At 67.7% G+C, this 23,684-nt stretch carries 23 protein-coding genes; 13 read left to right on the top strand and 10 right to left on the bottom strand.

Annotation, left to right across the window (positions count from 1 at the left end):
• Window positions 1–8: 8 nt before the first annotated feature.
• The 7 genes from ACFONC_RS05685 to ykgO form a co-directional block, all read right to left on the bottom strand.
• Window positions 9–1,229 carry a TraB/GumN family protein gene (locus ACFONC_RS05685; RefSeq protein WP_386742741.1) on the bottom strand — a complete coding sequence of 407 codons (1,221 nt, stop codon included), beginning with the start codon at window positions 1,227–1,229 and terminating at the stop codon, window positions 9–11.
• 100 nt (window positions 1,230–1,329) lie between these two features.
• Entirely contained in the window at window positions 1,330–2,256 is a 927-nt protein-coding gene (locus ACFONC_RS05680; RefSeq protein WP_386742740.1) for an alpha/beta hydrolase, read from the bottom strand.
• 33 nt (window positions 2,257–2,289) lie between these two features.
• Entirely contained in the window at window positions 2,290–2,889 is a 600-nt protein-coding gene (locus ACFONC_RS05675; RefSeq protein WP_386742739.1) for a TetR/AcrR family transcriptional regulator, read from the bottom strand.
• Window positions 2,890–3,073: 184 nt separating this feature from the next.
• On the bottom strand, window positions 3,074–3,958 hold the full coding sequence (locus ACFONC_RS05670; protein WP_386742738.1) for a carbon-nitrogen hydrolase: 885 nt from the start codon (window positions 3,956–3,958) through the stop codon (window positions 3,074–3,076).
• A 152-nt stretch (window positions 3,959–4,110) separates the two neighbouring features.
• Window positions 4,111–5,142 carry an agmatine deiminase family protein gene (locus ACFONC_RS05665; protein ID WP_386742737.1) on the bottom strand — a complete coding sequence of 344 codons (1,032 nt, stop codon included), beginning with the start codon at window positions 5,140–5,142 and terminating at the stop codon, window positions 4,111–4,113.
• Window positions 5,143–5,203: 61 nt separating this feature from the next.
• Window positions 5,204–5,533, bottom strand: a complete 330-nt coding sequence (locus ACFONC_RS05660; protein WP_386742736.1) for a hypothetical protein — start codon at window positions 5,531–5,533, stop codon at window positions 5,204–5,206.
• A 261-nt stretch (window positions 5,534–5,794) separates the two neighbouring features.
• On the bottom strand, window positions 5,795–5,920 hold the full coding sequence (gene ykgO, locus ACFONC_RS05655; RefSeq protein ID WP_010342887.1) for a type B 50S ribosomal protein L36: 126 nt from the start codon (window positions 5,918–5,920) through the stop codon (window positions 5,795–5,797).
• A gap of 162 nt (window positions 5,921–6,082) precedes the next feature.
• Here ykgO and cmk point away from each other — a divergent pair, with 162 nt between their 5' ends.
• The 8 genes from cmk to galU all read left to right on the top strand — a co-directional run bounded on the left by cmk (window position 6,083) and on the right by galU (window position 14,490).
• Complete coding sequence (gene cmk, locus ACFONC_RS05650; RefSeq protein WP_386742735.1) at window positions 6,083–6,757, top strand: (d)CMP kinase; 675 nt, start codon at window positions 6,083–6,085, stop codon at window positions 6,755–6,757.
• A 299-nt stretch (window positions 6,758–7,056) separates the two neighbouring features.
• On the top strand, window positions 7,057–8,751 hold the full coding sequence (gene rpsA / locus ACFONC_RS05645) for a 30S ribosomal protein S1 (protein ID WP_386742734.1): 1,695 nt from the start codon (window positions 7,057–7,059) through the stop codon (window positions 8,749–8,751).
• Window positions 8,752–8,817: 66 nt separating this feature from the next.
• Window positions 8,818–9,123, top strand: a complete 306-nt coding sequence (locus ACFONC_RS05640) for an integration host factor subunit beta (RefSeq protein ID WP_386742733.1) — start codon at window positions 8,818–8,820, stop codon at window positions 9,121–9,123.
• A 68-nt stretch (window positions 9,124–9,191) separates the two neighbouring features.
• Window positions 9,192–9,464: a lipopolysaccharide assembly protein LapA domain-containing protein gene (locus ACFONC_RS05635; RefSeq protein ID WP_386742732.1), complete on the top strand. Its 273-nt coding sequence runs from the start codon at window positions 9,192–9,194 to the stop codon at window positions 9,462–9,464.
• Window position 9,465: 1 nt separating this feature from the next.
• A complete protein-coding gene (gene lapB / locus ACFONC_RS05630; protein ID WP_386742731.1) occupies window positions 9,466–10,644 on the top strand; it encodes a lipopolysaccharide assembly protein LapB in 1,179 nt (392 codons plus the stop codon).
• Between the two features lie 26 nt (window positions 10,645–10,670).
• Window positions 10,671–11,684 (top strand): hypothetical protein, encoded by a 1,014-nt coding sequence (locus tag ACFONC_RS05625; RefSeq protein ID WP_386742730.1) that lies wholly within the window; start codon window positions 10,671–10,673, stop codon window positions 11,682–11,684.
• Window positions 11,681–13,591 (top strand): polysaccharide biosynthesis protein, encoded by a 1,911-nt coding sequence (locus ACFONC_RS05620; protein WP_386742729.1) that lies wholly within the window; start codon window positions 11,681–11,683, stop codon window positions 13,589–13,591. Before ACFONC_RS05625 ends, ACFONC_RS05620 begins: the two co-directional genes overlap by 4 nt.
• On the top strand, window positions 13,588–14,490 hold the full coding sequence (galU, locus tag ACFONC_RS05615) for a UTP--glucose-1-phosphate uridylyltransferase GalU (protein ID WP_386742728.1): 903 nt from the start codon (window positions 13,588–13,590) through the stop codon (window positions 14,488–14,490). Before ACFONC_RS05620 ends, galU begins: the two co-directional genes overlap by 4 nt.
• A 343-nt stretch (window positions 14,491–14,833) precedes the next feature.
• Here galU and ACFONC_RS05610 read toward each other — a convergent pair whose 3' ends face one another.
• The 3 genes from ACFONC_RS05610 to ACFONC_RS05600 form a co-directional block, all read right to left on the bottom strand.
• Entirely contained in the window at window positions 14,834–16,036 is a 1,203-nt protein-coding gene (locus ACFONC_RS05610; protein ID WP_386742727.1) for an acetyl-CoA C-acyltransferase, read from the bottom strand.
• Window positions 16,037–16,191: 155 nt separating this feature from the next.
• Window positions 16,192–18,564 carry a 3-hydroxyacyl-CoA dehydrogenase/enoyl-CoA hydratase family protein gene (locus tag ACFONC_RS05605; RefSeq protein WP_386742726.1) on the bottom strand — a complete coding sequence of 791 codons (2,373 nt, stop codon included), beginning with the start codon at window positions 18,562–18,564 and terminating at the stop codon, window positions 16,192–16,194.
• A 116-nt stretch (window positions 18,565–18,680) separates the two neighbouring features.
• Complete coding sequence (locus tag ACFONC_RS05600; protein ID WP_386742725.1) at window positions 18,681–19,298, bottom strand: TetR/AcrR family transcriptional regulator; 618 nt, start codon at window positions 19,296–19,298, stop codon at window positions 18,681–18,683.
• Between the two features lie 215 nt (window positions 19,299–19,513).
• Here ACFONC_RS05600 and ndk point away from each other — a divergent pair, with 215 nt between their 5' ends.
• The 5 genes from ndk (at window position 19,514) to ACFONC_RS05575 (ending at window position 23,658) form a co-directional block, all read left to right on the top strand.
• Window positions 19,514–19,939, top strand: a complete 426-nt coding sequence (ndk, locus tag ACFONC_RS05595; protein ID WP_386742724.1) for a nucleoside-diphosphate kinase — start codon at window positions 19,514–19,516, stop codon at window positions 19,937–19,939.
• A 141-nt stretch (window positions 19,940–20,080) separates the two neighbouring features.
• A complete protein-coding gene (rlmN, locus tag ACFONC_RS05590; RefSeq protein ID WP_386742723.1) occupies window positions 20,081–21,250 on the top strand; it encodes a 23S rRNA (adenine(2503)-C(2))-methyltransferase RlmN in 1,170 nt (389 codons plus the stop codon).
• Entirely contained in the window at window positions 21,237–22,052 is an 816-nt protein-coding gene (gene pilW / locus ACFONC_RS05585; RefSeq protein ID WP_386742722.1) for a type IV pilus biogenesis/stability protein PilW, read from the top strand. The genes rlmN and pilW overlap by 14 nt, the downstream gene beginning before the upstream one ends.
• Window positions 22,049–22,858 carry a helix-turn-helix domain-containing protein gene (locus ACFONC_RS05580; RefSeq protein ID WP_386742721.1) on the top strand — a complete coding sequence of 270 codons (810 nt, stop codon included), beginning with the start codon at window positions 22,049–22,051 and terminating at the stop codon, window positions 22,856–22,858. Before pilW ends, ACFONC_RS05580 begins: the two co-directional genes overlap by 4 nt.
• A gap of 167 nt (window positions 22,859–23,025) precedes the next feature.
• Entirely contained in the window at window positions 23,026–23,658 is a 633-nt protein-coding gene (locus tag ACFONC_RS05575) for a YfgM family protein (RefSeq protein WP_386742720.1), read from the top strand.
• The last annotated feature ends 26 nt before the right edge of the window (window positions 23,659–23,684 follow it).

Here is a 23,684-nt window from a genome sequence, read left to right as displayed (position 1 = left end):
GCAAGCGCTTAACCGAACAACGCCCCCAGCATCTTCGCGCCGCCGGTCCAGACGCCGACCGCGGTGCCCAGGCTGGTCAGGAAGAAGTTCAGCAGCACCCGTGCCACGCGGTTGCGCCACCAGCCGCGCATGGTCTGCACGTCGTTGCGCAGGGCCATGAAATCGGCGTGGGTGGGTTTGCGCACCCAGGCTTCGATCAATGCGCTGACCGTGCCCGAGGCCAGCGCCGGGTGCAGCGGCGTGACCGGCGAGGCGACGAAGGCGCCGAGGATGCTGAGCGGATGCCCGCCGGCGATCGCGCAGCCCAGCGCGCCGAGGCCGCCGGTCCACAGCACCCAGTACAGCACCAGGTCGGTGCCGACGTCCGCGCCGCCGCGCCAGAATCCCCAGGCGAAACCGCCGAGCACGAACAGCGTCAGCGCGATCGTGAACCACGGGATCGAGGATTTCTCCGGCAGCGCCTGCAGCCTTTCGACGATGGCGGCCGGTGCCTCGGTGTCCTCGCGCAGGTGCTGCGCCAGGCCCTTCAGGTGCCCGGCGCCGACGACTGCCAGCAGGTTGCGCGCATCGCCGGCAGTTTCGCGCAGGCGCGCGGCCATGTACTGGTCGCGCTCGGCGATCAGGGTGTCGTACAGGGCGGGGCTCTGTTGCGCGAACTCGCCGAAGCTCGCCTCCAGCATGTCGCCCTGTTTCAGTTTTTCGATCTCGGTTTCACCGACCTCGTCGTCGACGAACAGCCCCGCCAGCAGCCCGCTGACGAAGCGGATCCGGCCGAAGAAGCCGAGCCTTGCGGAGATCCGCTTGAAGGTGACACCGACATCGCGGTCGACCAGGTGCATCGGCAGGCCGCGTGCGCGCGCGTCGTCGGCAGCGGCCTTCAATTCCGCGCCGGGCTCGATCCCGAGCTGCTCGGCGAGCCGTCGCTGGTACGCGGCAAGGCCGAGATTCGCCGCAAACAGCGCGGTCTTGCCTTCGCGGATCACCCTGACGAGGTCGAGATTCGCCAGCGTCTCCGGGTTGCCCAGTGCCTGCAGGCGCTGCGCATCGAGCTCCACCGCCACCGCGTCGAAGTCGTCGGACGCGATCGCCGCGCGCACCGCGGAGACACTGTCCTTCGACACGTGCGCGGTGCCGAGCAGGGTATAGCGCACGCCGTCGCGCTCGACGATGGCATGCGGCTGGTTGGCGAAGGGATCTGCAGCGGCTGACGGAACGGTTTCGGTGGTCATCAAGGGCGAACTGGGCAATTGGTCGCCACGGCATCGCCACGACGGGGCGGGCAGCATAGTCGTTCGCCGGCACCGGCCGCAAAGGCCGGGTTGGCACGGTTCAGGCGATGCCGTAGGGCAGGTCGGGCGTGGACACCACGCGCTCGCCGACCGGCGAACCGCCCAGGAAGCGCAGGGTGGCGTCGATCACGCCCGGGTCGTCGACGATCCGGTTATGGCCGAGGCCCTGCGTGCTCAGCAGGCGCGAGCCATGCCAGAAACGCGCGTAGCGCTCGCCTTCCTCCCAGGGCACTTCGCGGTCGGCGAGGTCGTGCACGATCAGCGCCGGACGACCGATCCGCGGTGCGTTGTGTTGCGCCTGGAACTCGTCGAACGAGGTGTCGACCATGGATTCGAACATCGCGACCATGCGTCGGCACAGCCGCATCGGCAGGCCGACCAGGCGCGCGAAGCGCATCGCGGCATCGACCGGGTCTGCGGCCGGGGCGATCAGCACCGCGCGCTCTGCGGCCAGCCCGCGGGCCATCGCCACGGCGGCGGCGGCCCCGCCCAGCGAATGCCCGACCACGGCGGCCGCAGGCCCGTAATGCCGGCCGACGACGGCCAGCGTGCGCGCGAACTCCGGCAGGGTGCTGCGCCGGCCGTCGCTGCGACCGTGGGCCGGCTGGTCGAACGCGACCACCGCGTAGCCGTTGCCGCGCAGGTGTTCGACCCAGGGCAGGAAACGCGTGCCGTGGCTGGACCAGCCGTGCGCGAACAGCACGTAGGGCTGGCCCTGCGCGTCGCCCCAGACATAGGTGTGGATGTGCAGGCCGTCGAGGTCGAGGTCGGCTTCGACGGCCTCGCCGGTGGAGGCAGCCAGTGCGCGCGTGCGCGAACTCGGCAACGGCGTGCAGAACAGGTCGCCGGCGCGACGCAGCGTGGCCTGCGGGCGCAGCAGGCCGCCCAGCCGGAAGCCGAGGCGCAGCCATTGATAGCGGGCGTACAAACGAACGATCGTGCTAATTCTGGCGGGAAAAGCAGGCATGGCGCACCTCGTGGGGATACCGGGTGTGGGGACTCAGGGGGAGTTGGCGGCGATCCACCGCTCGAACGCGGCATCGCCATGGCGCCGGGCACGCGGGTAACCGAACAGGCCCGATTCGTGCAGCATCGCAAGGGGTATCGCGTAGAGTTCGAACGCGTACTGGTCGGTGTCGCCGTCGCGCAGGTGGCCGCAATCGATCGCAAGCTGCGCGGCGCGCTGCAATGCATCGCGCCAGCGTGTTTCGTTGCGCAGGACCTGGTCGCGCAGGGGGCCGGGGCGGTCGTCGTACTCGGTGACCGAACCCACCAGCACGCAGCCGCCGACCTCGAGCCGGCCCCACTCGAACCAGTTGCGCATGATCGCGCGCAGCCGCGGCAGGCCGCGCGGCTGGGCCAGCGCAGCGACCAGAACGAATTCGCCGAAGCGGGTCGCGGCGGATTCCAGCACCGCCAGCTGCAATTCCTCGCGCGAGCCGAAGTGCGCGAACACGCCGCTCTTGGACATGCCAACCGCCTGTGCCAGCGGGCCGATCGACAGGCCTTCGATGCCTGCGAAGCGGGCGATGTCGTAGGCCCGGTCGAGGATGGCCCCGCGGGTTGCGGCGCCTTTGGAGGTAGCGGTCAGGCTGGTCATGGCGTGCAAATTAGCACGATCGTTCGGTTTATTTTAACCGTTCATCGGGACAGGCCTACCAGCCAAACGAGAGAACGCGAGAAGAAGTTGCCTTATCCAATTGAATTGATTGAACTCAATTGCAAGAAGCGGCCGCGGCGGCGCCCGGAGCACGGATCCGGAAGGTCGCCAGGCCAGGCGGGCGCTAGTCGCGATAGCGCCTGAGCAGGTCACCGTAGGCGTCGATGCGGCGGTCGCGCAGGAACGGCCAGATGCGGCGCACGTGTTCGCTGCGGCCCAGGTCGACGTCGCAGACCAGCACGGTCGGGTCGCCGCCGGCTTCGGCGACGAATTCGCCCTGCGGCCCGAGCACGTGGCTGTTGCCCCAGAAGTCGATCCCCGATGCGCCCAGCGGCGAAGGCTCGTGGCCGACGCGGTTGCACGACAGCACCGGCAGGCCGTTGGCCACGGCATGGCCGCGGTGGCTGAGGATCCAGGCGTCGCGCTGGCGGTCCTTTTCGGCCTGGTCGTCGTCCGGGTCCCAGCCGATGGCGGTGGGGTAGAGCAGGATTTCCGCACCGGCCAGCGCCATCAGGCGCGCCGCCTCCGGGTACCACTGGTCCCAGCACACCAGCACGCCGAGGCGGCCGACGCTGGTGTCGATCGGTTCGAAGCCCAGGTCGCCGGGGGTGAAGTAGAACTTCTCGTAGAAACCCGGATCGTCGGGAATGTGCATCTTGCGGTACTTGCCGGCGGTCGAGCCGTCGGCGTCGAAGACCACCGCGGTGTTGTGGTACAGGCCGGTGGCGCGCTTTTCGAACAGCGAGCTGACCAGCACCACGCCGTGCTGCTTCGCCAGCGCTGACAGCCGCTCGGTGCTGGGGCCGGGAATCGTTTCCGCCAGGTCGAATTCGTCCACCGACTCGTGCTGGCAGAAATAGGCGCCGTTGTGCAGTTCCTGCAGCAGCACCAGCTTCGCGCCCTGGCGCGAGGCCTCGGCCACGCGCTGCTCGATCACGGCGAGGTTGTCTTCGGCGCCACCGTGGTTGCGTTCCTGCACCAGGGCGACGGGGAGGGTGGTCTTCTTCATGTCCACGCAGTTCCGGAGGGAACGGTCATTGTAGGTCGGGGCTACGTGCCCGACGTGAGCGTGCCGGGGAAACGGGCATGTCCGCAGTCCGGGATGCTCGGATTCGGATGTCCGGTGATCATTCCCACCGGTGTCGGGGGCGTAGCCCCGACCTACGTCAGGCCGTGCGGAAGTTGCATCGTGAGGCAGTGCAGGCTCCCGTTCTGCCAGATCAGGGGGCGGCAGGGGACGGGGACGATCTCGCGGCCGGGGAACGCTTCGCCGAGGACGCGCGCGGCCGCGGCGTCGGCATCGTCGCCGTAGGCGGGCATCAGCACCGCGCCGTTGATGACCAAAAAGTTGGCGTAGCTGGCAGCCAGGCGGCGGCCGTCGTCTTCGATCGGCTCCGGCCACGGCAACGGGAACAGCCGGTAGGGCCGTCCGTCGCGGGTCCGCAGCGCGGCGATCTCTTCGGCCATCGCCTGCAGTTCGGCGTGATGCGAGTCGGCCGGGTCGTCGCAGGCCTGGAAAACGATGGCGTCATCGGGCGCGAAGCGGGCGAGGGTGTCGATGTGGGCGTCGGTGTCATCGCCCTCGAGGTAGCCGTGGTCGAGCCACAGCACGCGGTCCTGGGCTAGCCAGCCGGCCAGCCGCTCGCTCAGTTCGGCGCGCGTGGCCTTCGGGTGGCGCTCGTGCAGGCACTGCCAGGTGGTCAGCAGCGTGCCGTCGCCATCGGTGTCGATCGCGCCACCCTCCAGTGCAAAATCAATGCTTTGCCGGTAACTGTTGAGAAATGTCTGCGCTTTGTCGAGGGACTCGACCAGACGATCATCTCGGCTGGCCTCGAACTTGCCGCCCCAGCCGGTGAAGCGGAAATCGAGCAGGCGGAAGCGATCGTCGTCGCGCAGCGTGATCGGGCCGGAGTCGCGGAGCCAGGTGTCGTCGTATGCGACCGGAAGGAATTCGACCCGGTCCATGTCGACCCGCGCCGACGCCAGCCGCGCGCGAGCGTAAGCCTCGACGTCGTCGTCGGCCACGCACACCAGCGCGCGCTGGAAGCGGGTGATCGCCGCGACCAGTGCGATGTAGGTCTCCTCGACCTCGGCGAGCCGCTCGGCCCAGTCGGTGCCGGCATGTGGCCAGGCGATGAGGATGGCGGACTGGGGCTCCCACTCGGCAGGGAAGCGCAGCCTGGAATCGGACATGGAAACCTTCTGCATGCACTCCTGCACGCAGCGATGCAGGCAGGGAGCGGGTGGGGCCGCCTCAGCGGATGGCGGGCTTGGGGCCGACCTCGTTCGGTGCGGCCTTGCGCGCGACCGCATCGATGACGCGGTTCTTCTCGAAATAGACCACGAAGCCCGGGTAGATCCAGCGGTTGATCGTGGGCCATTGGCGCTTCTGCCCGCCGCGGGCGTCGAGCTTCTCGCTGGGGGCGCCGAACCGGGCTTCGACCTGGGCCATGCTCATGCCGCGGCTGGGCATGGCGGCCTTGTTCTCCTGTTGCACGCGATCGACCAGCAGGACCTCTGCGGACGCCGCGCCGGCCAGGCACAGCAGGGCGGCAGCGGACAACGAAATCAGGATGCGCGGCATGACGGACTCCCCCAGAGGCTCGAAAGATGAATGCCGCTGCGTTTTAGCAGATTCCGGCGCGGGCGGGGGAGAACTGCGGAGCTGACTGGGCACGACGTCACGCCCAGGGCCGCGAATTCCGGCCATGCGGCAGGGATGCCGAAACCGGCGCGGGGCGCGGGGCCGATGCCTGCCTGCTCGACGGGAGACGGCAAAAGGCCGCATTTCTGCGGCCTTTCACTGCAACACGCATGCGCTGCCCGGCAAGGCCGGGAGGATGCCTCAGCGCTGGCGCGCCTTGAAGCGCGGGTTGCTCTTGCAGATCACGAAGACCTTGCCACGGCGACGCACGACCTTGCAGTCGCGGTGACGGGCCTTCGCCGATTTCAGGGAGGACAGGACCTTCATGACATACCTCTAAAGACGATTGGGACGAGCAAGCCCGCCATTCTAATGGGTATTCCCCCGTCCATTCAAGCGCTTGCGCAGGTTTTTCTCGTGCGCCGCGGGCACCTGGCGGCATGCGGTCTATAGAATGCCGCGGAATATCGCAGACATGGGGAGAGGCGAATGACGGCAGGCGAGGTTCCGGTCCTGACCATCGACGGGCCGTCCGGCTCGGGCAAGGGCACCATCAGCCGGGCCGTGGCCCGGCGGCTGGGCTGGCATTACCTGGACTCGGGCGCGCTGTACCGGGCGGTCGGCGTGGCCGCGGGCTGGGGCGACCTCGACCTGGACGACGCCAGCGCGCTGGTGCGCTGCACCTTCGACACCGCGATCGATTTCCGCGAGGTCCCGGACGGGGATCTCCGGGTACTGGTCAACGGCAACGACGCCACCGACGAGCTGCGCACCGAAACCGCCGGCGCCGCGGCCTCGGCCATCGCCGCGATTCCCGAGGTCCGGGCCGCGCTCAAGGACCGCCAGCGCGCGTTCCGCCGGCCGCCGGGCCTGGTGGCCGACGGTCGCGACATGGGCACGGTGATCTTCCCCGACGCCCGGTTCAAGGTCTTCATGACCGCCAGTGCCGAGGAAAGGGCCGAAAGACGCTATAAGCAGTTGAGTGACAAGGGAGTTTCCGTTACATTGGCCGGTCTGCTACGCGAGATTCTTGCCCGCGACGCCCGCGACGCCAGCCGCGCGGTGGCGCCGCTGCGACCGGCCGAAGACGCCGTCCGCATCGATACCACCGGCATCGGCATCGACGAAGTGGTCGAGCGAGTACTGAAAATTGTAGGCGCGTAGCGCCTACTCCGAATTCCTTCCCCTTCAAGGGGAAGGCAAGGATGGGGATGGTTTTCCGTGACGGTGCCGCGTGCTCCGTACTCAAACCCACCCCCACCCCAGCCCTCCCCCTGAGGGGGAGGGGGCAACAAGCCAGTTCTTCAGTTGAGGAAATGGTGCACCAAGGCCCCGACGGCTCGCCGCCGGGTTTTCCAACCACAACACTCACGGCCAGGCGCAATCCCGCGCAAGCCGACAACGGGTGGACCGGCAAGCGCAATCGGGCTTCCGGTCTGTGTCATCAACCGAGTATTTTCCAAATGACCGAATCATTCGCAGAACTGTTCGAACAGAGCCAGACCAACCTGGCCAAGCTCAAGCCCGGCGCCATCGTCAGCGGCACCGTGGTCGACGTCCGCACCGACGTGGTCGTCATCAACGCCGGACTCAAGTCCGAAGGCATCGTGCCGATCGAACAGTTCCGTAACGACGAAGGCGAGATCGACGTGGCCGTGGGCGACACCGTCAAGGTGGCGCTGGACAGCATCGAGAACGGCTTCGGCGAGACCGTGCTGTCGCGCGAGAAGGCCAAGCGCGCGATGGTGTGGGACGAGCTCGAGGAAGCCCTCGAGAACAACGAAACCATCACCGGCCGCATCAGCGGCAAGGTCAAGGGCGGTTTCACCGTCGACATCAAGGACGTCCGCGCATTCCTGCCCGGCTCGCTGGTCGACGTGCGCCCGGTCCGCGACCCGGTGTACCTGGAAGGCAAGGAGCTGGAGTTCAAGCTCATCAAGCTCGACCGCAAGCGCAACAACGTGGTCGTCTCCCGCCGCGCGGTGGTCGAGAGCGAGCATTCGGAAGAGCGCGAGCAACTGCTCGAGAAGCTGGTCGAGGGCGCCGTGCTCAAGGGCGTGGTCAAGAACCTCACCGACTACGGCGCATTCGTGGACCTGGGCGGCATCGACGGCCTGCTGCACATCACCGACATGGCCTGGAAGCGCGTGCGCCATCCGTCGGAAGTCGTGGAAGTCGGCCAGGAGCTCGACGTCCGCGTGCTGAAGTACGACAAGGAGCGCAACCGCGTCAGCCTCGGCCTGAAGCAGCTGGGCGAGGATCCGTGGGACAACATCGCACGTCGCTACCCGTCCAACACCCGCGTGTTCGGCAAGGTCTCCAACGTCACCGATTACGGCGCGTTCGTCGAGATCGAGCCGGGCGTCGAGGGCCTGGTGCACGTGTCCGAGATGGACTGGACCAACAAGAACGTCAACCCGTCCAAGGTGGTGCAGGTCGGTGACGAGCTTGAAGTGATGGTGCTGGACGTGGACGAAGAGCGTCGCCGCATCTCGCTGGGCATCAAGCAGGTCACGTCCAACCCGTGGGAGACTTTCGCGGCCATCCACAAGAAGGGCGACAAGGTCGAGGGCCAGATCAAGTCGATCACCGACTTCGGCATCTTCATCGGCCTGGACGGCGGCATCGACGGCCTGATCCACCTGTCCGACATGAGCTGGAACTCCACCGGCGAAGACGTCGCCCGCGAGCTGAAGAAGGGCGACACCCTCGAAGCCGTGGTGCTGGCGGTCGACCCGGAGCGCGAGCGCATCAGCCTGGGCGTCAAGCAGCTCGAGCAGGATCCGTTCGGCCAGTTCATGGCGGCGCATCCGCGCGGCAGCAAGGTCAGCGGCACGGTCAAGGAAGTCGACGCCAAGGGCGCGGTGATCGAGCTGGCCGATGGCGTGGAAGGCTACGTGGCCGCCCGCGACATCGCCGAGGAGCGCGTCGAGGACGCCAGCCAGCGGCTGAAGGTCGGCGACACGATCGAGGCCAAGTTCACCGGCATGGATCGCAAGGGTCGTTCGCTGCAGCTGTCGATCAAGGCCAAGGACGAGGCCGAGACGGCCGAGACGCTGGCCGAATACAGCAAGGCATCGTCTTCCTCCGACGCTTCCAGCGGCACCACCAAGCTCGGAGCGCTGCTGCGCGAGCAGCTCGAGAACAAGTCCGAGTAAGCGGTACTGCGGTGGCCCGGCTTCGGCCGGGCCACCGATCGGCCTGCCACCACGATGACCGTGTCCATGACCAAATCGGAACTGATCGAAATCCTTACCCAGCGCCAGGGCCACCTGAAGGCCGAGGATGTCGACATGGCCGTGAAGTCTTTGCTCGAAATGATGGGCGGATCGCTGGCCCAGGGCGAACGCATCGAGATCCGTGGTTTCGGCAGTTTTTCCCTGCATTACCGGCCGCCCCGTACCGGCCGCAATCCCAAGACCGGCGACGCGGTTGCGCTGCCGGGCAAGTACGTCCCGCATTTCAAGCCGGGGAAGGAACTGCGCGAGCGCGTCAGCGACGTCATGCCATTGCCACCGGACGAGGACTGAGCCGGCGGACTGACCGGGTCCTGCGCGTCGTCTAAGCTCTGGGCTCCCGGCGTCCACAGGCCCATGCCATGCGATTGATCCGATTCCTCATTGCCCTGCTGTGCATTGCCGCCGGCGTCGTCGTCGGGGCGCTCAATCCGCAGCCGGTTTCGCTGGACCTTGGATTCACCACGCTGCAGGGCACGCTTGGCGTTTCGATGCTGCTTGCGCTGCTGGCCGGTGCCATTGCCGGCGGCCTGGTGCTTGCCGCCTCGGTGGTGGTGCCGCTGCGGCAGCAACTGCGGCGCGAGCGTGCACGGAATGCCGCGGCACCCGGAAAACCCCACATCGGCGACTCCTGACATGGACTTCATCACCCAGTGGTTCTGGCTCTTCCTGCTGCTTCCCGTGGCTGCGCTCAGCGGCTGGGTGATCGGCCGCCGCGGCGGCGAGCGCCACAGCGACACCCAGGTCAGCCGGCTGTCGACGACCTACTTCCGCGGCCTGAACTACCTGCTCAACGAACAGCCAGACAAGGCGATCGAGCTGTTCCTGCACATCGCCGAGCTCGACAAGGACACTTTCGAAACCCAGGTCGCGCTCGGCCACCTGTTCCGCCGCCGCGGCGAGGTCGACCGTGCCATCCGCCTGCACCAGGGGCTGGTGCAGCGCCCGGACCTGAGCGACCAGCAGAAGGTGCAGGCGCTGCTGGCGCTGGGCGAGGACTACATGCGCTCGGGCCTGCTCGACCGCGCCGAGACAGTGTTCACCGACCTTGCCAAGATCGACCAGCGCGCGCCGCAGGCGCTCAAGCACCTGATCGGCATCTACCAGTCCGAACGCGACTGGCCCAAGGCGATCGAGAACGCCTCGCGCTACGAGGCCGCCACCGGCGAGCCGATGGGCAAGCTGGTCGGCCAGTTCGAGTGCGAGCTGGCCGAGCGCCTGCGCGCAGCCGGCGATGCCGACGGCGCGCGGGCAGCGGTGGCGCGCGCTTATGCCGCCGACTCCAACCTCGTGCGCGCCGGCATCATGGAAGGGCGCATCGAGGTCGACGCGGGCAACGACGTGGCCGCGATCCGCGCTTTCGAGCGCGCCGCGCGGCACGATCCTGACTTCCTGCCCGAAGTGTTGCCGCCGCTGCTGGCGGCCTACGAGCGCACCGGCGACGCGCCGGGCGCACGCAACTTCCTGTCGGAGATGAGCGAGCACTACCGCGGTATCGCGCCGGTGCTGGCGCTGACCCGGCTGGTCGAGGCCGAAGACGGCGTCGCCGAGGCCCGCGCCTATCTTGCGCGCCAGCTCAAGGACCGGCCGTCGGTACGCGGCGAGGCAGCACTGATCGACCTCACGCTCGCCGCGGGGGCCGACCCGGCCGCGACGCTCGCCGACCTCAAGCACATCACCGACCAGTTGCTGGTGCGCAATCCCAGCTATCGCTGCAGCCGTTGCGGCTTTGGTGCGCGCAGCCATCACTGGCAGTGCCCGAGCTGCAAGGAGTGGGGCACGATCAAGCCGCTGCTGAACTACGCGGTGGTCTGACACTTTTGGCCTTGCCCGTTCTACCGGTGGCCGCCTGGCTCGCGCTGCTGCTCGGCATCAGCCTGGCCGCGACGCTCGCCGCGCGCGGTTACGCACTGCGGCGCGACCTGCTCGACCACCCGGGCGAGCGCCGCAGCCACGTCGTGCCGACCCCGCGCGGCGGTGGCATCGGCATCGTCCTGTCCATGTTCGTCGCCATGGGTTTGCTCGCGTACGCGGACGACGGGCAAGTGCTGGAGATGGCGCTCGCTGCGACCGGACTGCTGCTGGTCGCCGGCATCGGCTGGCTCGACGACCATCGGCCGCTGACACCGTGGTCGCGGCTCGCGGTGCATGCAGTCGCGGCCTGCCTGCTGGGCGTCGTGGCGATCGATGCCGGCGGCCAGTTCGCGTTGGCGTTGTTTGCGTTCGTGCTGGCCATGGTGCTGGTCAACATCTGGAATTTCATGGATGGGATCGACGGCATCGCCGCGCTGCAGGCGCTGGTCGCCGCCGGTGCGTATGCGCTGCTGGCCGGCGATGCGGCCTCGCGCTGGATGGCGCTGGCGCTGGCGGCCGCGTGCCTGGGCTTCCTCCCGCTGAACCTGCCCCGGGCTCGGATCTTCCTGGGTGACGTCGGCAGCGGCGCGCTGGGATATGTACTTGCGCTGGTGGTCGTGCTGGCGGCCGCCGGCGGTGGCAGCGAGGCGTCTTCGCCGGCGGCGTGGATGCTGCTGCTCCTGCCGCCCTCGGCCTTCCTCGTAGACGCTGCGTTGACACTGGCTGCGCGCATCTTGCGCGGTGAACGCTGGTGGACACCGCATGTCGCGCACGCCTACCAGCGCTGGGCGAAGGCGCTGGGCCGTCATATGCCGGTCACTTTCGCCTATGCGGCATGGGCGGTCGCGGGTGGCTTGCTGGCCCTTGGCATTCGTGATCTGCCCGTTGCGTTTATCATGTGTGCCGGCAGCGCGTGGTACCTGGGGGGAGGGATCCTGTGGCTGCGGCTACAGTCGCATTACGGTCGTAAGTCGGGATTGCCAGGAAGACAGAGCGGATGACTGCTTGGAAAACACGGGTTGGTGCGGCGCTGCCCCGGGCGGCGATCGTGGCGCACGACCTGTTCATGGTCTGGCTGTGCTGGGTCGGGCTCAACCAGTTCCGCTACTCGATGGAGATCGTCTCCCTCGACCTGCCGTTCTGGTCGCCGGAAGTGCTGCTGATCCTGTTCGCGCAGGGCCTGGTGTTCTGGAAGGTCGGCCTGTATCGCGGCGTCTGGCGCTTCGCGAGCCTGCCGGACCTGCTCAACATCCTCAAGGCGAGCCTTGCTGGCCTGCTGGCCATCGTGCTCGCGCTGTTCCTCTACAACCGGCTCGAACTGGTGCCGCGCTCGGTGCTGGCGCTGTATCCGATCGTGCTGACGGCGCTGCTGGGCATGCCGCGGTTGCTCTATCGCAGCTGGAAGGACCACGGCTTGGCCCGTACCGACAAGGCTGCGATCCGCGTGCTGATCCTGGGCGCCGGGCAGGCCGGTGAAACCCTGGTGCGCGACCTGCGGCGCGCCGGCGCCTACCAGCCGGCCGGCTTCCTCGACGACGCCGCCAAGCTGCGCGGAAGCTACCTGCAGGGCCTGCCGGTGCTCGGCAGGATCGAGGACGTCGACAAGATCGCTCCCGAGGTCGCGGCCAAGCTGATCGTGATCGCCATGCCGTCGATCGACGCCGCCGCGATGCGGCGCGTGGTCGAGGCCTGCGAACGTACCGGCCTGCCGTTCCGCACCGTCCCGCGGCTCGACGACCTGCTCGAAGGCCGTTCGCTGCCCGGCGAACTCAAGGAAGTCGCGATCGAGGACCTGCTCGGCCGTCAGCCTGTAACGCCGGACTGGAAGTCGATTCGCGGCTGGCTGGGTGGTCGCAGCGTTCTGGTCACCGGCGCAGGCGGGTCGATCGGCCTGGAGCTGTGCCGGCAGTGCGCCAAGCACGGCGCGCGCCAGATCGCGCTGCTCGAGATCGACGAGCTGGCGCTGATTACCGCCGAGGCGGAACTGCGCCGCGACTTCCCGCAGATCCAGTACGTTCCGGTCCTGGGCGACTGCGGCGATCCCGCCGTGGCCAGGTACGCGCTGGAGCAGTCCAGGCCTGACGCCGTCTTCCACGCCGCCGCCTACAAGCACGTGCCGGTGCTCGAAACCCAGCTGCGCGAGGCGATCCGAAACAACGTGCTCGCCACCGAAACCATGGTCGAGCAGAGCCTGCAGGCCGGTGTCGGCACGTTCGTGCTCATTTCCACCGACAAGGCCGTCGACCCGGCCAACGTCCTGGGCGCGAGCAAGCGCCTGGCCGAGATGATCTGCCAGGCGACGGCCGATTCGCTGACGACCCGGTTCATCACCGTGCGCTTCGGCAACGTGCTCGATTCGGCCGGAAGCGTGGTGCCGCTGTTCCGCGAGCAGATCCGCAGCGGCGGGCCGATCACGGTGACCGATGAGGAGGTCACCCGCTACTTCATGACCATCCAGGAAGCCTGCCAGCTGATCCTGCAGGCCTCGGCGATCGGCTCGCAGCAGGCGGTCTACACCCTGGACATGGGCGAGCCGGTGCCGATCCGGTTGCTGGCCGAGCAGATGATCCGCCTGGCCGGCAAGCAGCCGGGGCGCGACATCGCCATCGTCTACACCGGCCTGCGCTCGGGCGAGAAACTGCACGAGACCCTGTTCCACGCGGACGAACGCTATCGCCCGACCGCGCATCCCAAGATCCTCCAGGCCGAGGCGCGCGAGGTCATCTCCGACCGTATCCACGGGGTTTGCGCGCGCCTGCGCGACGCAGCCGCGCGCTACGACACCGATGAACTGGCCACGCTGCTGCGCGAGGCCGTGCCCGAATTCATCCCCGCCGATTCCCCGCAGCTGCCGCGCAAGGTGGGTACGGTGGTGGCATTCCCCGCAAGAGCATCGCGCAGGACATGACGAAACGAATCAGGAAGGCCGTTTTCCCCGTGGCGGGCCTGGGGACCCGTTTCCTCCCCGCCACCAAGACAGTTCCCAAGGAGATGTTGCCGATCGTCGACAAGCCGCTGATCCAGTATGCGGTGGACGAGGCGATCGAGGCCGGTTGCGACACGCTGATATTCGTCACCAACCGCTACAAGCACGCCGTCGCCGACTATTTCGACAAGGCCTACGAACTCGAACAGAAGCTGGAGAAGTCCGGCAAGCACCGACAGCTGGACCTGGTCCGCAACGTGCTGCCCGAAGGCGTGCGCGCGGTGTTCGTGACCCAGGCCGAGGCGCTGGGGCTGGGCCACGCGGTCTTGTGCGCGAAGCCGGTCGTCGGCGACGAACCGTTCGCCGTGCTGCTGCCAGACGACCTGATCTGGAACAAGGGCGGCCCCGGCGCGCTGAAGCAGATGGCGGACCACGCCGAGGCCAACGGCGCCGGCGCGATCGCGGTCCAGGATGTTCCGCGCGAGCAGACCGCCAGCTACGGCATCGTCGCGACCGACGATTTCAGCGAGCGCTCGGGCAGGATCCGGCGCATGGTCGAAAAGCCGAGCCCGGAGACCGCGCCCAGCACGCTGGCCGTGGTCGGGCGCTATGTGCTGCCGGCGGGTATCTTCGACGCGCTGGAAAAGACCGGCCGCGGCGCCGGCGGCGAGATCCAGCTCACCGACGCGATCGCCAGCCTGCTAGACACCACGCAGATCGATGCCTATCGCTTCCGCGGCACGCGTTTCGACTGCGGCACCCATTTGGGGCTGGTCGAGGCGACGATCCGCTTCGCGCTCGACCACGAGAAGATCAGCGACGCCGCCCGCGACAGCATGGCGCGGACGCTGCATGAGCTGGGTGTGATCGACCTCGACTGACGCTCGACTCCCTCCTCTTGAAGGGGAGGGTCTGACGCTCAACTCCCTCCCCTTCAAGGGGAGGGCTGGGGTGGGGATGGGTTTGACTTCCGGCTGAGGTTGCGAAGTTACCTCGGCCTCACGGAAACCCATCCCCATCCTTGCCTTCCCCTTGAAGGGAAAGGAGTTCGTTCAGTGCAGTCGCGATACAGCCGCGACCGCGACTTTTCATCCCATCCTTGCCTGTCCGGCCACGCGCAGCGCGCGTGGTCTTCATCGTCGCGCGAGCCTGCGGCTCGCAAGCGCTCCTTTTCACCCCTTGAAGGGGAAGGAACTGAGTGCAGGCGCTACGCGCCCGCGAGTCTCAAAGGGCCTCGAAGATCCCCGCCGCACCCATGCCGGTGCCGATGCACATCGTCACCATGCCGTACTTCTGCTGGCGACGGCGCAGGCCGTGGACGATGGTGGCGGTGCGTACCGCGCCGGTGGCGCCGAGCGGATGACCCAGCGCGATCGCGCCGCCGAGCGGGTTGACCTTGTCGGGATCCAGCTCCGAATCGCGGATCACCGCCAGCGCCTGCGCGGCGAAGGCTTCGTTGAGTTCGATCCAGTCCATCTGGTCCTTCGTCAGGCCCGCCTGCTTCAGCGCCTTGGGGATCGCGGCGATCGGCCCGATGCCCATCACTTCCGGACGCACGCCGGCCACCGAGAACGACACGAACCGCGCCAGCGGCGTCAGCCCGTAGTCCTTGATCGCCTGCTCGGAGGCCAGCAGCACCGCGCCGGCGCCGTCGCTCATCTGCGACGAGTTGCCGGCGGTGACCGTGCCGCCGAACTGGCCGTTGCGGAACACGGGACGCAGCTTCGCCAGGCCCTCGGGCGAGGTGTCCGGACGCGGGCCTTCGTCGTTTTCCACCAGCAGCTTCTTCTGGCGGATGGTATTGCCGCCCAGGTCCGGCTGGCGCGAGACCACTTCGTAGGGTGTGATCTCGTCGCGGAACTCGCCGGCCTTCATCGCCGCCAGCGCCTTCTGGTGCGAAGCCAGCGCGAACGCGTCCTGGTCCTCGCGCGAGACCTTCCATTCCTCGGCCACCTTCTCGGCGGTGATGCCCATGCCGTAGGCGATGGCGACGTGGTCGTCCTTGAACACGCTCGGCGACAGCGCGACCTTGTTGCCCATCATCGGCACCATCGACATCGACTCGGTGCCGCCGGCCAGGACCAGGTCGCTGTTGCCGAGCCGGATCTGGTCGGCCGCCAGCGCCACGGCCTGCAGGCCGGAGGAGCAGAAGCGGTTGATGGTCTGCGCCGCGATCGTGTTCGGCAGGCCGGCCAGCAGCACGCCGATGCGCGCCACGTTCATGCCTTGCTCGCCTTCGGGCATGGCGCAGCCGATGATCGCGTCCTCGATGCGGTTGACGTCGATGCCCGGCGCCTGCGCGACCACGGCCTTGAGCACGTGGGCGAGCATGTCGTCCGGACGGGTGTTGCGGAACACGCCCTTGGGCGCCTTGCCCACCGGGGTGCGGGTGGCGGCGACGATGTAGGCGTCCTGGATCTGTTTCATGGCTTTCTCCGAAAGCCGGGATTTGGGATTCGGGATTTGGGATTCGAAAAGCGCATCCCGTTGTCCGAACGATCCCCCGTACCCGGCGGAATGTGGTGTTGGCGGGAATCCGGAATCCGATCTCGCGAATCCCGAATCCCCAATCCCGCGCAACGTCAGTTGCGCAAAGGCTTGCCGGTCTTGAGCATGTGCCCGATACGCGCCTGGGTCTTTTCCTGCTGCGCGAGTTCGACGAAGTGCTTGCGCTCCAGGCGCAGCAGCCATTCTTCGTCGACCACCGCGCCGCGATCGACTTCGCCGCCGCACAGCACGGTGGCGATGCGGGTGGCGATCTCGTCGTCGTACTCGCTGATGAAGCGGCCCTCCAGCATGTTGACCAGCAGCATGCGGAAGGTGGCGATGCCGACGTCGCCGGCGACGCGGATGCGGCGGGCGGGCAGGGGCGGGCGGTAGCCGCTTTCGGCCAGTGCGCGCGCCTGCTGCCTGGCGACGTAAAGCAGTTCGTGGGCGTGGAAAACCACCTTGTCCTGGTCGCGCAGCAGGCCGAGTTCCTTCGCCTCCATCGCCGACGTCGACACCTTGGCCATCGCCACGGTCTCGAACACCTTCTTCAGCTCGGCGAACACGTCGCCGTTCGGGCCGGCGGCCTGGGAAGCGCGCACGGCCAGTTCCTTCAGCCCGCCACCGGCCGGCAGCAGGCCGACGCCGGCCTCGACCAGGCCAATGTAGCTCTCCAGGTGCGCGACCGTGCGCGCCGAATGCATCTGGAACTCGCAGCCACCGCCCAGCGCCAGTCCGCGCACCGCGGCCACCACCGGCACCAGCGAGTACTTGATTCGCTGGCTGGTGGCCTGGAAGTTGGCGACCATCGCCTCGAACGCATCCACCTTGCCCGCCTGCAGCAGGCCCAGCGCGCCGGCCAGGTCCGCGCCGGCGGAGAACGGTTCCTTCGGCTGCCAGATCACCATGCCGGCGAAGTCGCGCTCGGCGCGCGCGACCGCTTCCTGCAGGCCGTCGAGCACCTGGTCGGACACGGTCTGCATCTTGGTCTTGAACGAGGCCACGGCGATGTCGTCGCCGTCCGTCCAGAGGCGGATGCCGTCGTTCTCGAACACGGTTTCGCCCTGCGGGAACGATTCGCCCAGCAGCGGATCGGGGAAGCGTTGGCGCTTGTAGACCGGCAGGGTGGAGCGGGGCAGGCGGGCATTCTTGCCGGGGCTGTAGCTGCCCTCGGCCGAATGCACGCCGTCGCGGCCGTCGAACACCCAGTCCGGCAGCGGCGCGTCGCTCATCGCCTTGCCGGCGACGATGTCGTCGGCGATCCACTGCGCCACCTGCTTCCAGCCCGCGGCCTGCCAGGTCTCGAACGGCCCCAGCGACCAGCCGTAGCCCCAACGGATTGCCAGGTCCACGTCGCGCGCGGTCTGCGCGATGTCGGCCAGGTGGTAGGCCGAGTAGTGGAACAGGTCGCGGAACACGGCCCACAGGAACTTCGCCTGCGGGTGTTCGCTGGCGCGCAGCGCGGCGAACTTCGCCACCGGGTCCTTGGTTTTCAGGATCTCGACGACTTCATCGGCGGCCTTGCGATCCGCCGGCCGGTAGTCCTGCTGTTTCAGGTCGAGGACGAGGATGTCCTTGCCGACCTTGCGGAAGATGCCGGCACCGGTCTTCTGGCCCAGCGCGCCCTTCTCGATCAGCGCCGTGAGCCACTTGGGCGACTTGAAGTACTTGTGCCACGGATCGTCGGGCAGGGTGTCGGCCATCGTCTTGATGACGTGGGCCATGGTGTCCAGGCCGACCACGTCCGAGGTGCGGTAGGTCGCCGACTTCGGCCGCCCGACCAGCGGGCCGGTCAGGGCGTCGACCTCGTCGAAGCCCAGGCCGCTCTCGGCGGTGTGGTGGATGGTCGACAGGATCGAGAACACGCCGATCCGGTTGCCGATGAAGTTGGGGGTGTCGCGGGCGTAGACCACGCCCTTGCCGAGCGTGGTGGTGAGGAAGGTTTCCAGCCCCTCCAGCACCGCCTTGTCGGTGCCCTTGGCCGGGATCAGTTCGGCCAGGTGCATGTAGCGCGGCGGGTTGAAGAAGTGCACGCCGCAGAAGCGGTGGCGCAGCTTTTCCGGCAGCACTTCGGCCAGCTTGTTGATGCCCAGGCCCGAGGTGTTGCTGGCCAGCACGGCGTGGTCGGCCACGAACGGGGCGATCTTTTCGTACAGGTCCTGCTTCCAGTCCATGCGCTCGGCGATGGCCTCGATGATGAGGTCGCAGTCCTTGAGCTTCTGCAGGCCGACCTCGTAGTTGGCCGGCACGATGGCCGCCGCCAGCGACTTCGAGGCCAGCGGCGCCGGGCTGAGCTTGCCCAGGTTGCCGATCGCCTTGAGCACGATGCCGTTCGGGTCGCCTTCCTTGGCGGGCAGGTCGAACAGCACGGTATCGACGCCGGCGTTGGTGAGGTGCGCGGCGATCTGCGCGCCCATGACGCCCGCGCCGAGCACCGCGGCCCGGCGTACAAGCAGTTTGTCAGACATTTACTCTATCTCCTTGAAAATAAAAATATTCAGGCCGCGGATAAAAGCCGCTCAACGCCGATCAAGGCGCAGGAACCAGCTTTTGATCCGTGTCATCCGTGCGAATCCGCGGCAAGTCAGCTCTTGAAGCCGGCTGCGGCAAACCGGATCAGCTCCTGCGCGGCCTTGCTCCGATGGCTGGTATCGCTGACGCCGGAGGGGCGTTTGATCAGACCGAAATCGGCCATGGCGTAGGTCAGGGCGCCGGCCAGGAAGTCCAGGCGCCAGTACAGCTGTTCCTTGGTCAGCTCGGGAACGCAGGTCGCGATGGCCCGGGCGAAATCGCGCAGCACGTGGCCGTAGCGCTCGGACAGGAACTTGCGCAGGCCGTCGTTCTTCTCGGCGTACGCCCGCGCAATGACCCGGATAAAGGCGCCGCCGCCGTTGCGGTCCTGGGCCAGCGCCAGGGCGGGCTCGACGAAGGCGGCCAGGATCGGCTCCAGTTCACCGGGCGACTGTTCCTGCGCCTGCTTCAGGAGCGCCAGGCGCTGCGCGCTCATGTCGTCCATGCGCCGCCGGAACACTTCGGTCACCAGGTTCTCCTTGCTGCCGAAGTGGTAGTTGACCGCCGCGATGTTGACGTCGGCCCGGCTGGTCACCTGGCGCAGCGAGGTACCGCTGAAGCCGTGCTGGGCGAACAGTTCCTCGGCGGCGCCGAGGATGCGGTCCTTGGTCGAGAATTGGGTGTTGGCCATCGGCTCCCCGGAAGACGAATCAAACGCTTGTTTGATCGTAGTCCCGGGGGCGCCCCCGGGTCAAACGCCGGCCTCGAATAACAGGTGCGGGGAGGCGGGCTTTCGTCTAGAATTGCCCGCAGCCAAGTCGGCTAAACCCGCGTCCGTACGCGGGTTTTTCCATGTTACCCTTTGGGTCGCACCGCCCTGCGGCCCGCCTGACCGGAGAAAATCCCATGGCGCTGGAGCGCACCCTCTCGATCATCAAGCCCGACGCCGTCGCCAAGAACGTCATCGGCGAAATCTATTCGCGTTTCGAAAAGGCCGGCCTGAAGGTCGCCGCCGCGAAGATGAAGCACCTCTCGCGCAAGGAAGCCGAAGGCTTCTACGCCGTGCACCGCGAGCGCCCGTTCTTCAACGCGCTGGTGGAGTTCATGATCAGCGGCCCGGTGATGATCCAGGTGCTCGAAGGCGAAGGCGCGATCGCGAAGAACCGCGAACTGATGGGTGCGACCAACCCGAAGGAAGCCGACGCCGGAACGATCCGCGCCGACTTCGCCGATTCGATCGACGCCAATGCGGTGCACGGTTCGGACGCGCCGGAAACGGCTGCCGTCGAGATCGCGTACTTCTTCCCCTCGACGGACGTTTACGCACGTTGATTTTTTGCCACGGATTACACGAATGAACGTGGATGGAGCAAACGCGAAGACAGGCCGGGCGCGCGACGCGCTCCGCGGTCGTCGCTTTGACTCGTGGCATTCGTGTCGATCCGTGGCAAGCGTTTTGATTTCCGAAGTCCAGTGAACGAAACAGTCGCCAAGCAGAACCTCCTGGACCTCGACCGCGCGAGGCTGGAAGACTTTTTCGCCGACACGCTCGGCGAGAAGCGTTACCGCGCGCACCAGGTGATGAAGTGGATCCACCATCGCCACGTCACCGACTTCAACGAGATGACCGACCTGGGCAAGGCGCTGCGCGCCAAGCTCGAAACGCATGCGGAAGTCCGCGTGCCGCAGGTCCAGTTCGAGAAGCCCTCCGCCGACGGCACTCACAAGTGGCTGCTCGGCATGGACGGCAAGAACGCCATCGAAGCGGTGTTCATCCCCGACAAGGGGCGCGGCACGCTGTGCGTGTCGTCGCAGGTGGGCTGCGCGCTCAACTGCCAGTTCTGTTCCACCGCCACCCAGGGCTTCAACCGCAACCTGTCCACCGCCGAGATCATCGGCCAGGTGTGGGTCGCCGCGCGCCACCTGGGCAACGTGCCGCACAAGCAGCGCAAGCTCACCAACGTGGTGATGATGGGCATGGGCGAGCCGTTGATGAATTTCGACAACGTGGTGCGCGCGATGAGCATCATGCGTGACGACCTGGGCTACGGCCTGGCCAACAAGCGCGTCACGCTGTCGACCGCCGGCATGGTGCCGATGATCGACCGGTTGGGCGAGGAGAGCGATGTGTCGCTCGCGGTGTCGCTGCATGCGCCGACCGACGAGCTGCGCAGCGAGCTGGTCCCGCTCAACCGCAAGTACCCGATCGAACAGCTGATGGACGCCTGCGTGCGCTACGCGCTGCGCAAGAAGGGCGAGTCGGTGACCTTCGAGTACACGCTGATGAAGGACGTCAACGACCAGCCCGAGCACGCGCGCGGGCTGCTGCGCCTGATGCGCGACTTCGACCGCCGCGTGCAGATGAAGGACGCGGCCAAGGTCAACCTGATCCCGTTCAACCCGTTCCCGGGCACGCGTTTCCAGCGCCCGGACGAGGAGGCCATCCGCGGCTTCCAGAAACTGCTCAACAACGCCGGCATGATCGCGCCAGTGCGGCGCACGCGCGGCGACGACATCGACGCCGCCTGCGGCCAGCTCAAGGGCCAGGTCGCCGACCGTACCCGCCGCCAGGCCGAGCACAACAAGCGGCTGCAGGCACAGGCCGCCAGTGTCCCCGCCGGAGGCGCCGATGCGGCCGCTTAGCGCCATCGCCTGCGTGGTCGCACTGGTGTTGCTGGCGAGTGCCTGTTCGCGCCTGACCTTCATCAAGCCGGACATGGGCAGCCGCGATTACGAAGACCTCACGCCTGACTACGAGTTTCGCGACACCCCTGAAACAAAACGCCGCACGGAAGTGCGCGGCCACCTCGCGCTGGCGACCAACGCGCTGCGCCGGGGCCTGCTGGACGAAGCCGCGAAGGAGGCCGGGGCGGCGCTGGAGATCGATGAGCGGTCTGCCGATGCCAATACGCTGCTGGCCGTCGTCGAGGACCGGCGCGGCAACAACGAGCGCGCAGGGGGCTACTACGCCCGCGCCGCGGAGTTGGCCCCGGAGCAGGGCACGGCGCTGAACAACTACGGCGCCTGGCTGTGCGGCAACGGCCGCGCGGCCGAGTCGCTGGCCTGGTTTGACCGGGCGCTTGCCGACCCCATCTACCGCCAGCGCGCTTCCGCGCTTGCCAACGCAGGCTCCTGCGCCCTCAAGGCCGGGCAGACGGCCAATGTCGAGCGCAATTTGCGCGAAGCGCTGTCGCTCGACCCCGTCGATGCGACCGCGCTCGAGGCGTTGGCCCGCTACCAATACCGGAACGGTCATTACATGGACGCGCGCGCGTTTTCGCAGCGGCGCCTGGCGGCTGCCCCGGCAACGCCGGCCGTGCTCCTACTTGCGTCACAAATCGAAGAAAAACTTGGCGACAGGGCAGCCGCCGCTCGTTATGTTCAGCGTTTGCGGGCGGAATTCCCGCAATCGGGGACGGTCCAATCCGGGGGAAGCAGTCAATGATGCCGCCCAACCAGAGCCTGGCGGACAATGAACACGCCTGTGGCCAGCGCCTGCGCGCCGCGCGCGAAGCAGCCGGGCTGAGCGTGGCCGAGGTCGCCTCGCGCCTGAAGACACCATCGCGCTTCATCGAGGCGCTCGAGGCCGAGGAATGGGACCGCATCGGTGCGCCGGTGTTCGTGCGGGGGCAGCTGCGCAGCTACTCGCGCCTGCTCGGCCTGCCGGTCCAGCCGGTGCAGATGGCTTCGGGGGTCGCGCCGATCGAACCGACCCCGCTGGTGTCGCGGACGCACACGCCGCGCATGCAGCGCATCGCCGACCAGGTCGGTGGGCGCCTGGTCTACATCGTCATCACCGCGCTGATCATCCTGCCGGTCTGGGTCGCCACCCAGTCGCACATGGCCGGCGTCCAGGAGGCGGCGCCGCTTGATCTGCCGGCGGACAAGCTGGCAGTGAGCGCAGAACGTCCGAAACCCGCTTCCAGCGAGCCGTCGACCGTGGTCGCCTCGATGGCCTCGCTGCCACAGCGCCACGCGGCCGCAGCACCGGCGCTGTCGCTGCGGTTCTCCGGCGACAGCTGGGTACAGGTGGTCGCGCCCGACGGCCGCAGCATCGAGCAAGCCCTGCTCACGGCGGGCGACACCCGCAGCTACGCGGCCGGCGAAGTCGGCCACCTGGTGCTCGGCAACGCTTCGGCGGTCGAACTGCGCATCAGTGGCGACGTCCAGGACCTGGAGCCCTACATGCGCGCGAACGTGGCGCGCTTTACGGTATCCTCTGACGGTTCCCTCGCGCCGGTCTCCAACTGACCCGCAAGCGGGTCCAGCGAGTTCCTGCGTTCCGGCAACGGCGCATGAATCCAGCCACGACCAGCCGGCCCCGTGCCCGGCTGGTCTGGTAGTGTCGGCCCGCCGCGGCCAGCCCCTTCCACACACGCCCTGCGCGCGTCGCCGGGCGGGAGAAACGCAGCTTCCCCATGGCAATTGACGATCTGCTCGACGAACACGAACAAAGCGAACGCGTCCTGGCCTGGTTGCGCAGCAACGGCGCCGGCCTCATCGGCGGCGTCATCCTCGGACTGGCGCTGATCATCGGTTGGCAGTGGTGGGGCAGCCGGCAGGCCCGTGCCGACATGCAGGCAGGCAACGATTACCAGGCGATGCTCGACAGCCTCGCGGCCAAGGACATCACGAAGGCGCAGTCGCAGGCCGCCGCCCTCGGGGACACGCCCTACGCGCCGCTGGCGGTGCTCGACCTGGCCAAGGCGCAGGTCGACGCCGGGCAGCGTGATGCCGCCATCGCCACGCTCCGCGGCGCGGAATCGCCGAATCCCGCCCTGCAGCAGATCCTGCGCCAGCGCCTGGCGCGGCTGCTGATCGACGCAGGCAAGGCAGGGGAAGCCCTGCAGGTGCTGGGCGACGCGGACGATCCGTCCAGCCTCGAGGTCCGCGGCGACGCCCACGTGGCGCTCGGCAAGCGCGAGGAAGCACGCAAGTCCTATTCCGAAGTCCTGGCCAAACTCGATGTCGCTTCGCCGGGACGCCGCCTGGTCGAACTCAAGCTCACCGACGTGGGCGGGTCGCCCGCCAAGCCCGAGGCGTCGATCTGATGAAGCCTGACCTGAAGAAGCATGGC

This window comes from Luteimonas soli, assembly GCF_042648865.1.
Lineage (GTDB): Bacteria > Pseudomonadota > Gammaproteobacteria > Xanthomonadales > Xanthomonadaceae > Luteimonas > Luteimonas soli.
This window is presented reverse-complemented; position numbering and strand designations above follow the sequence as displayed.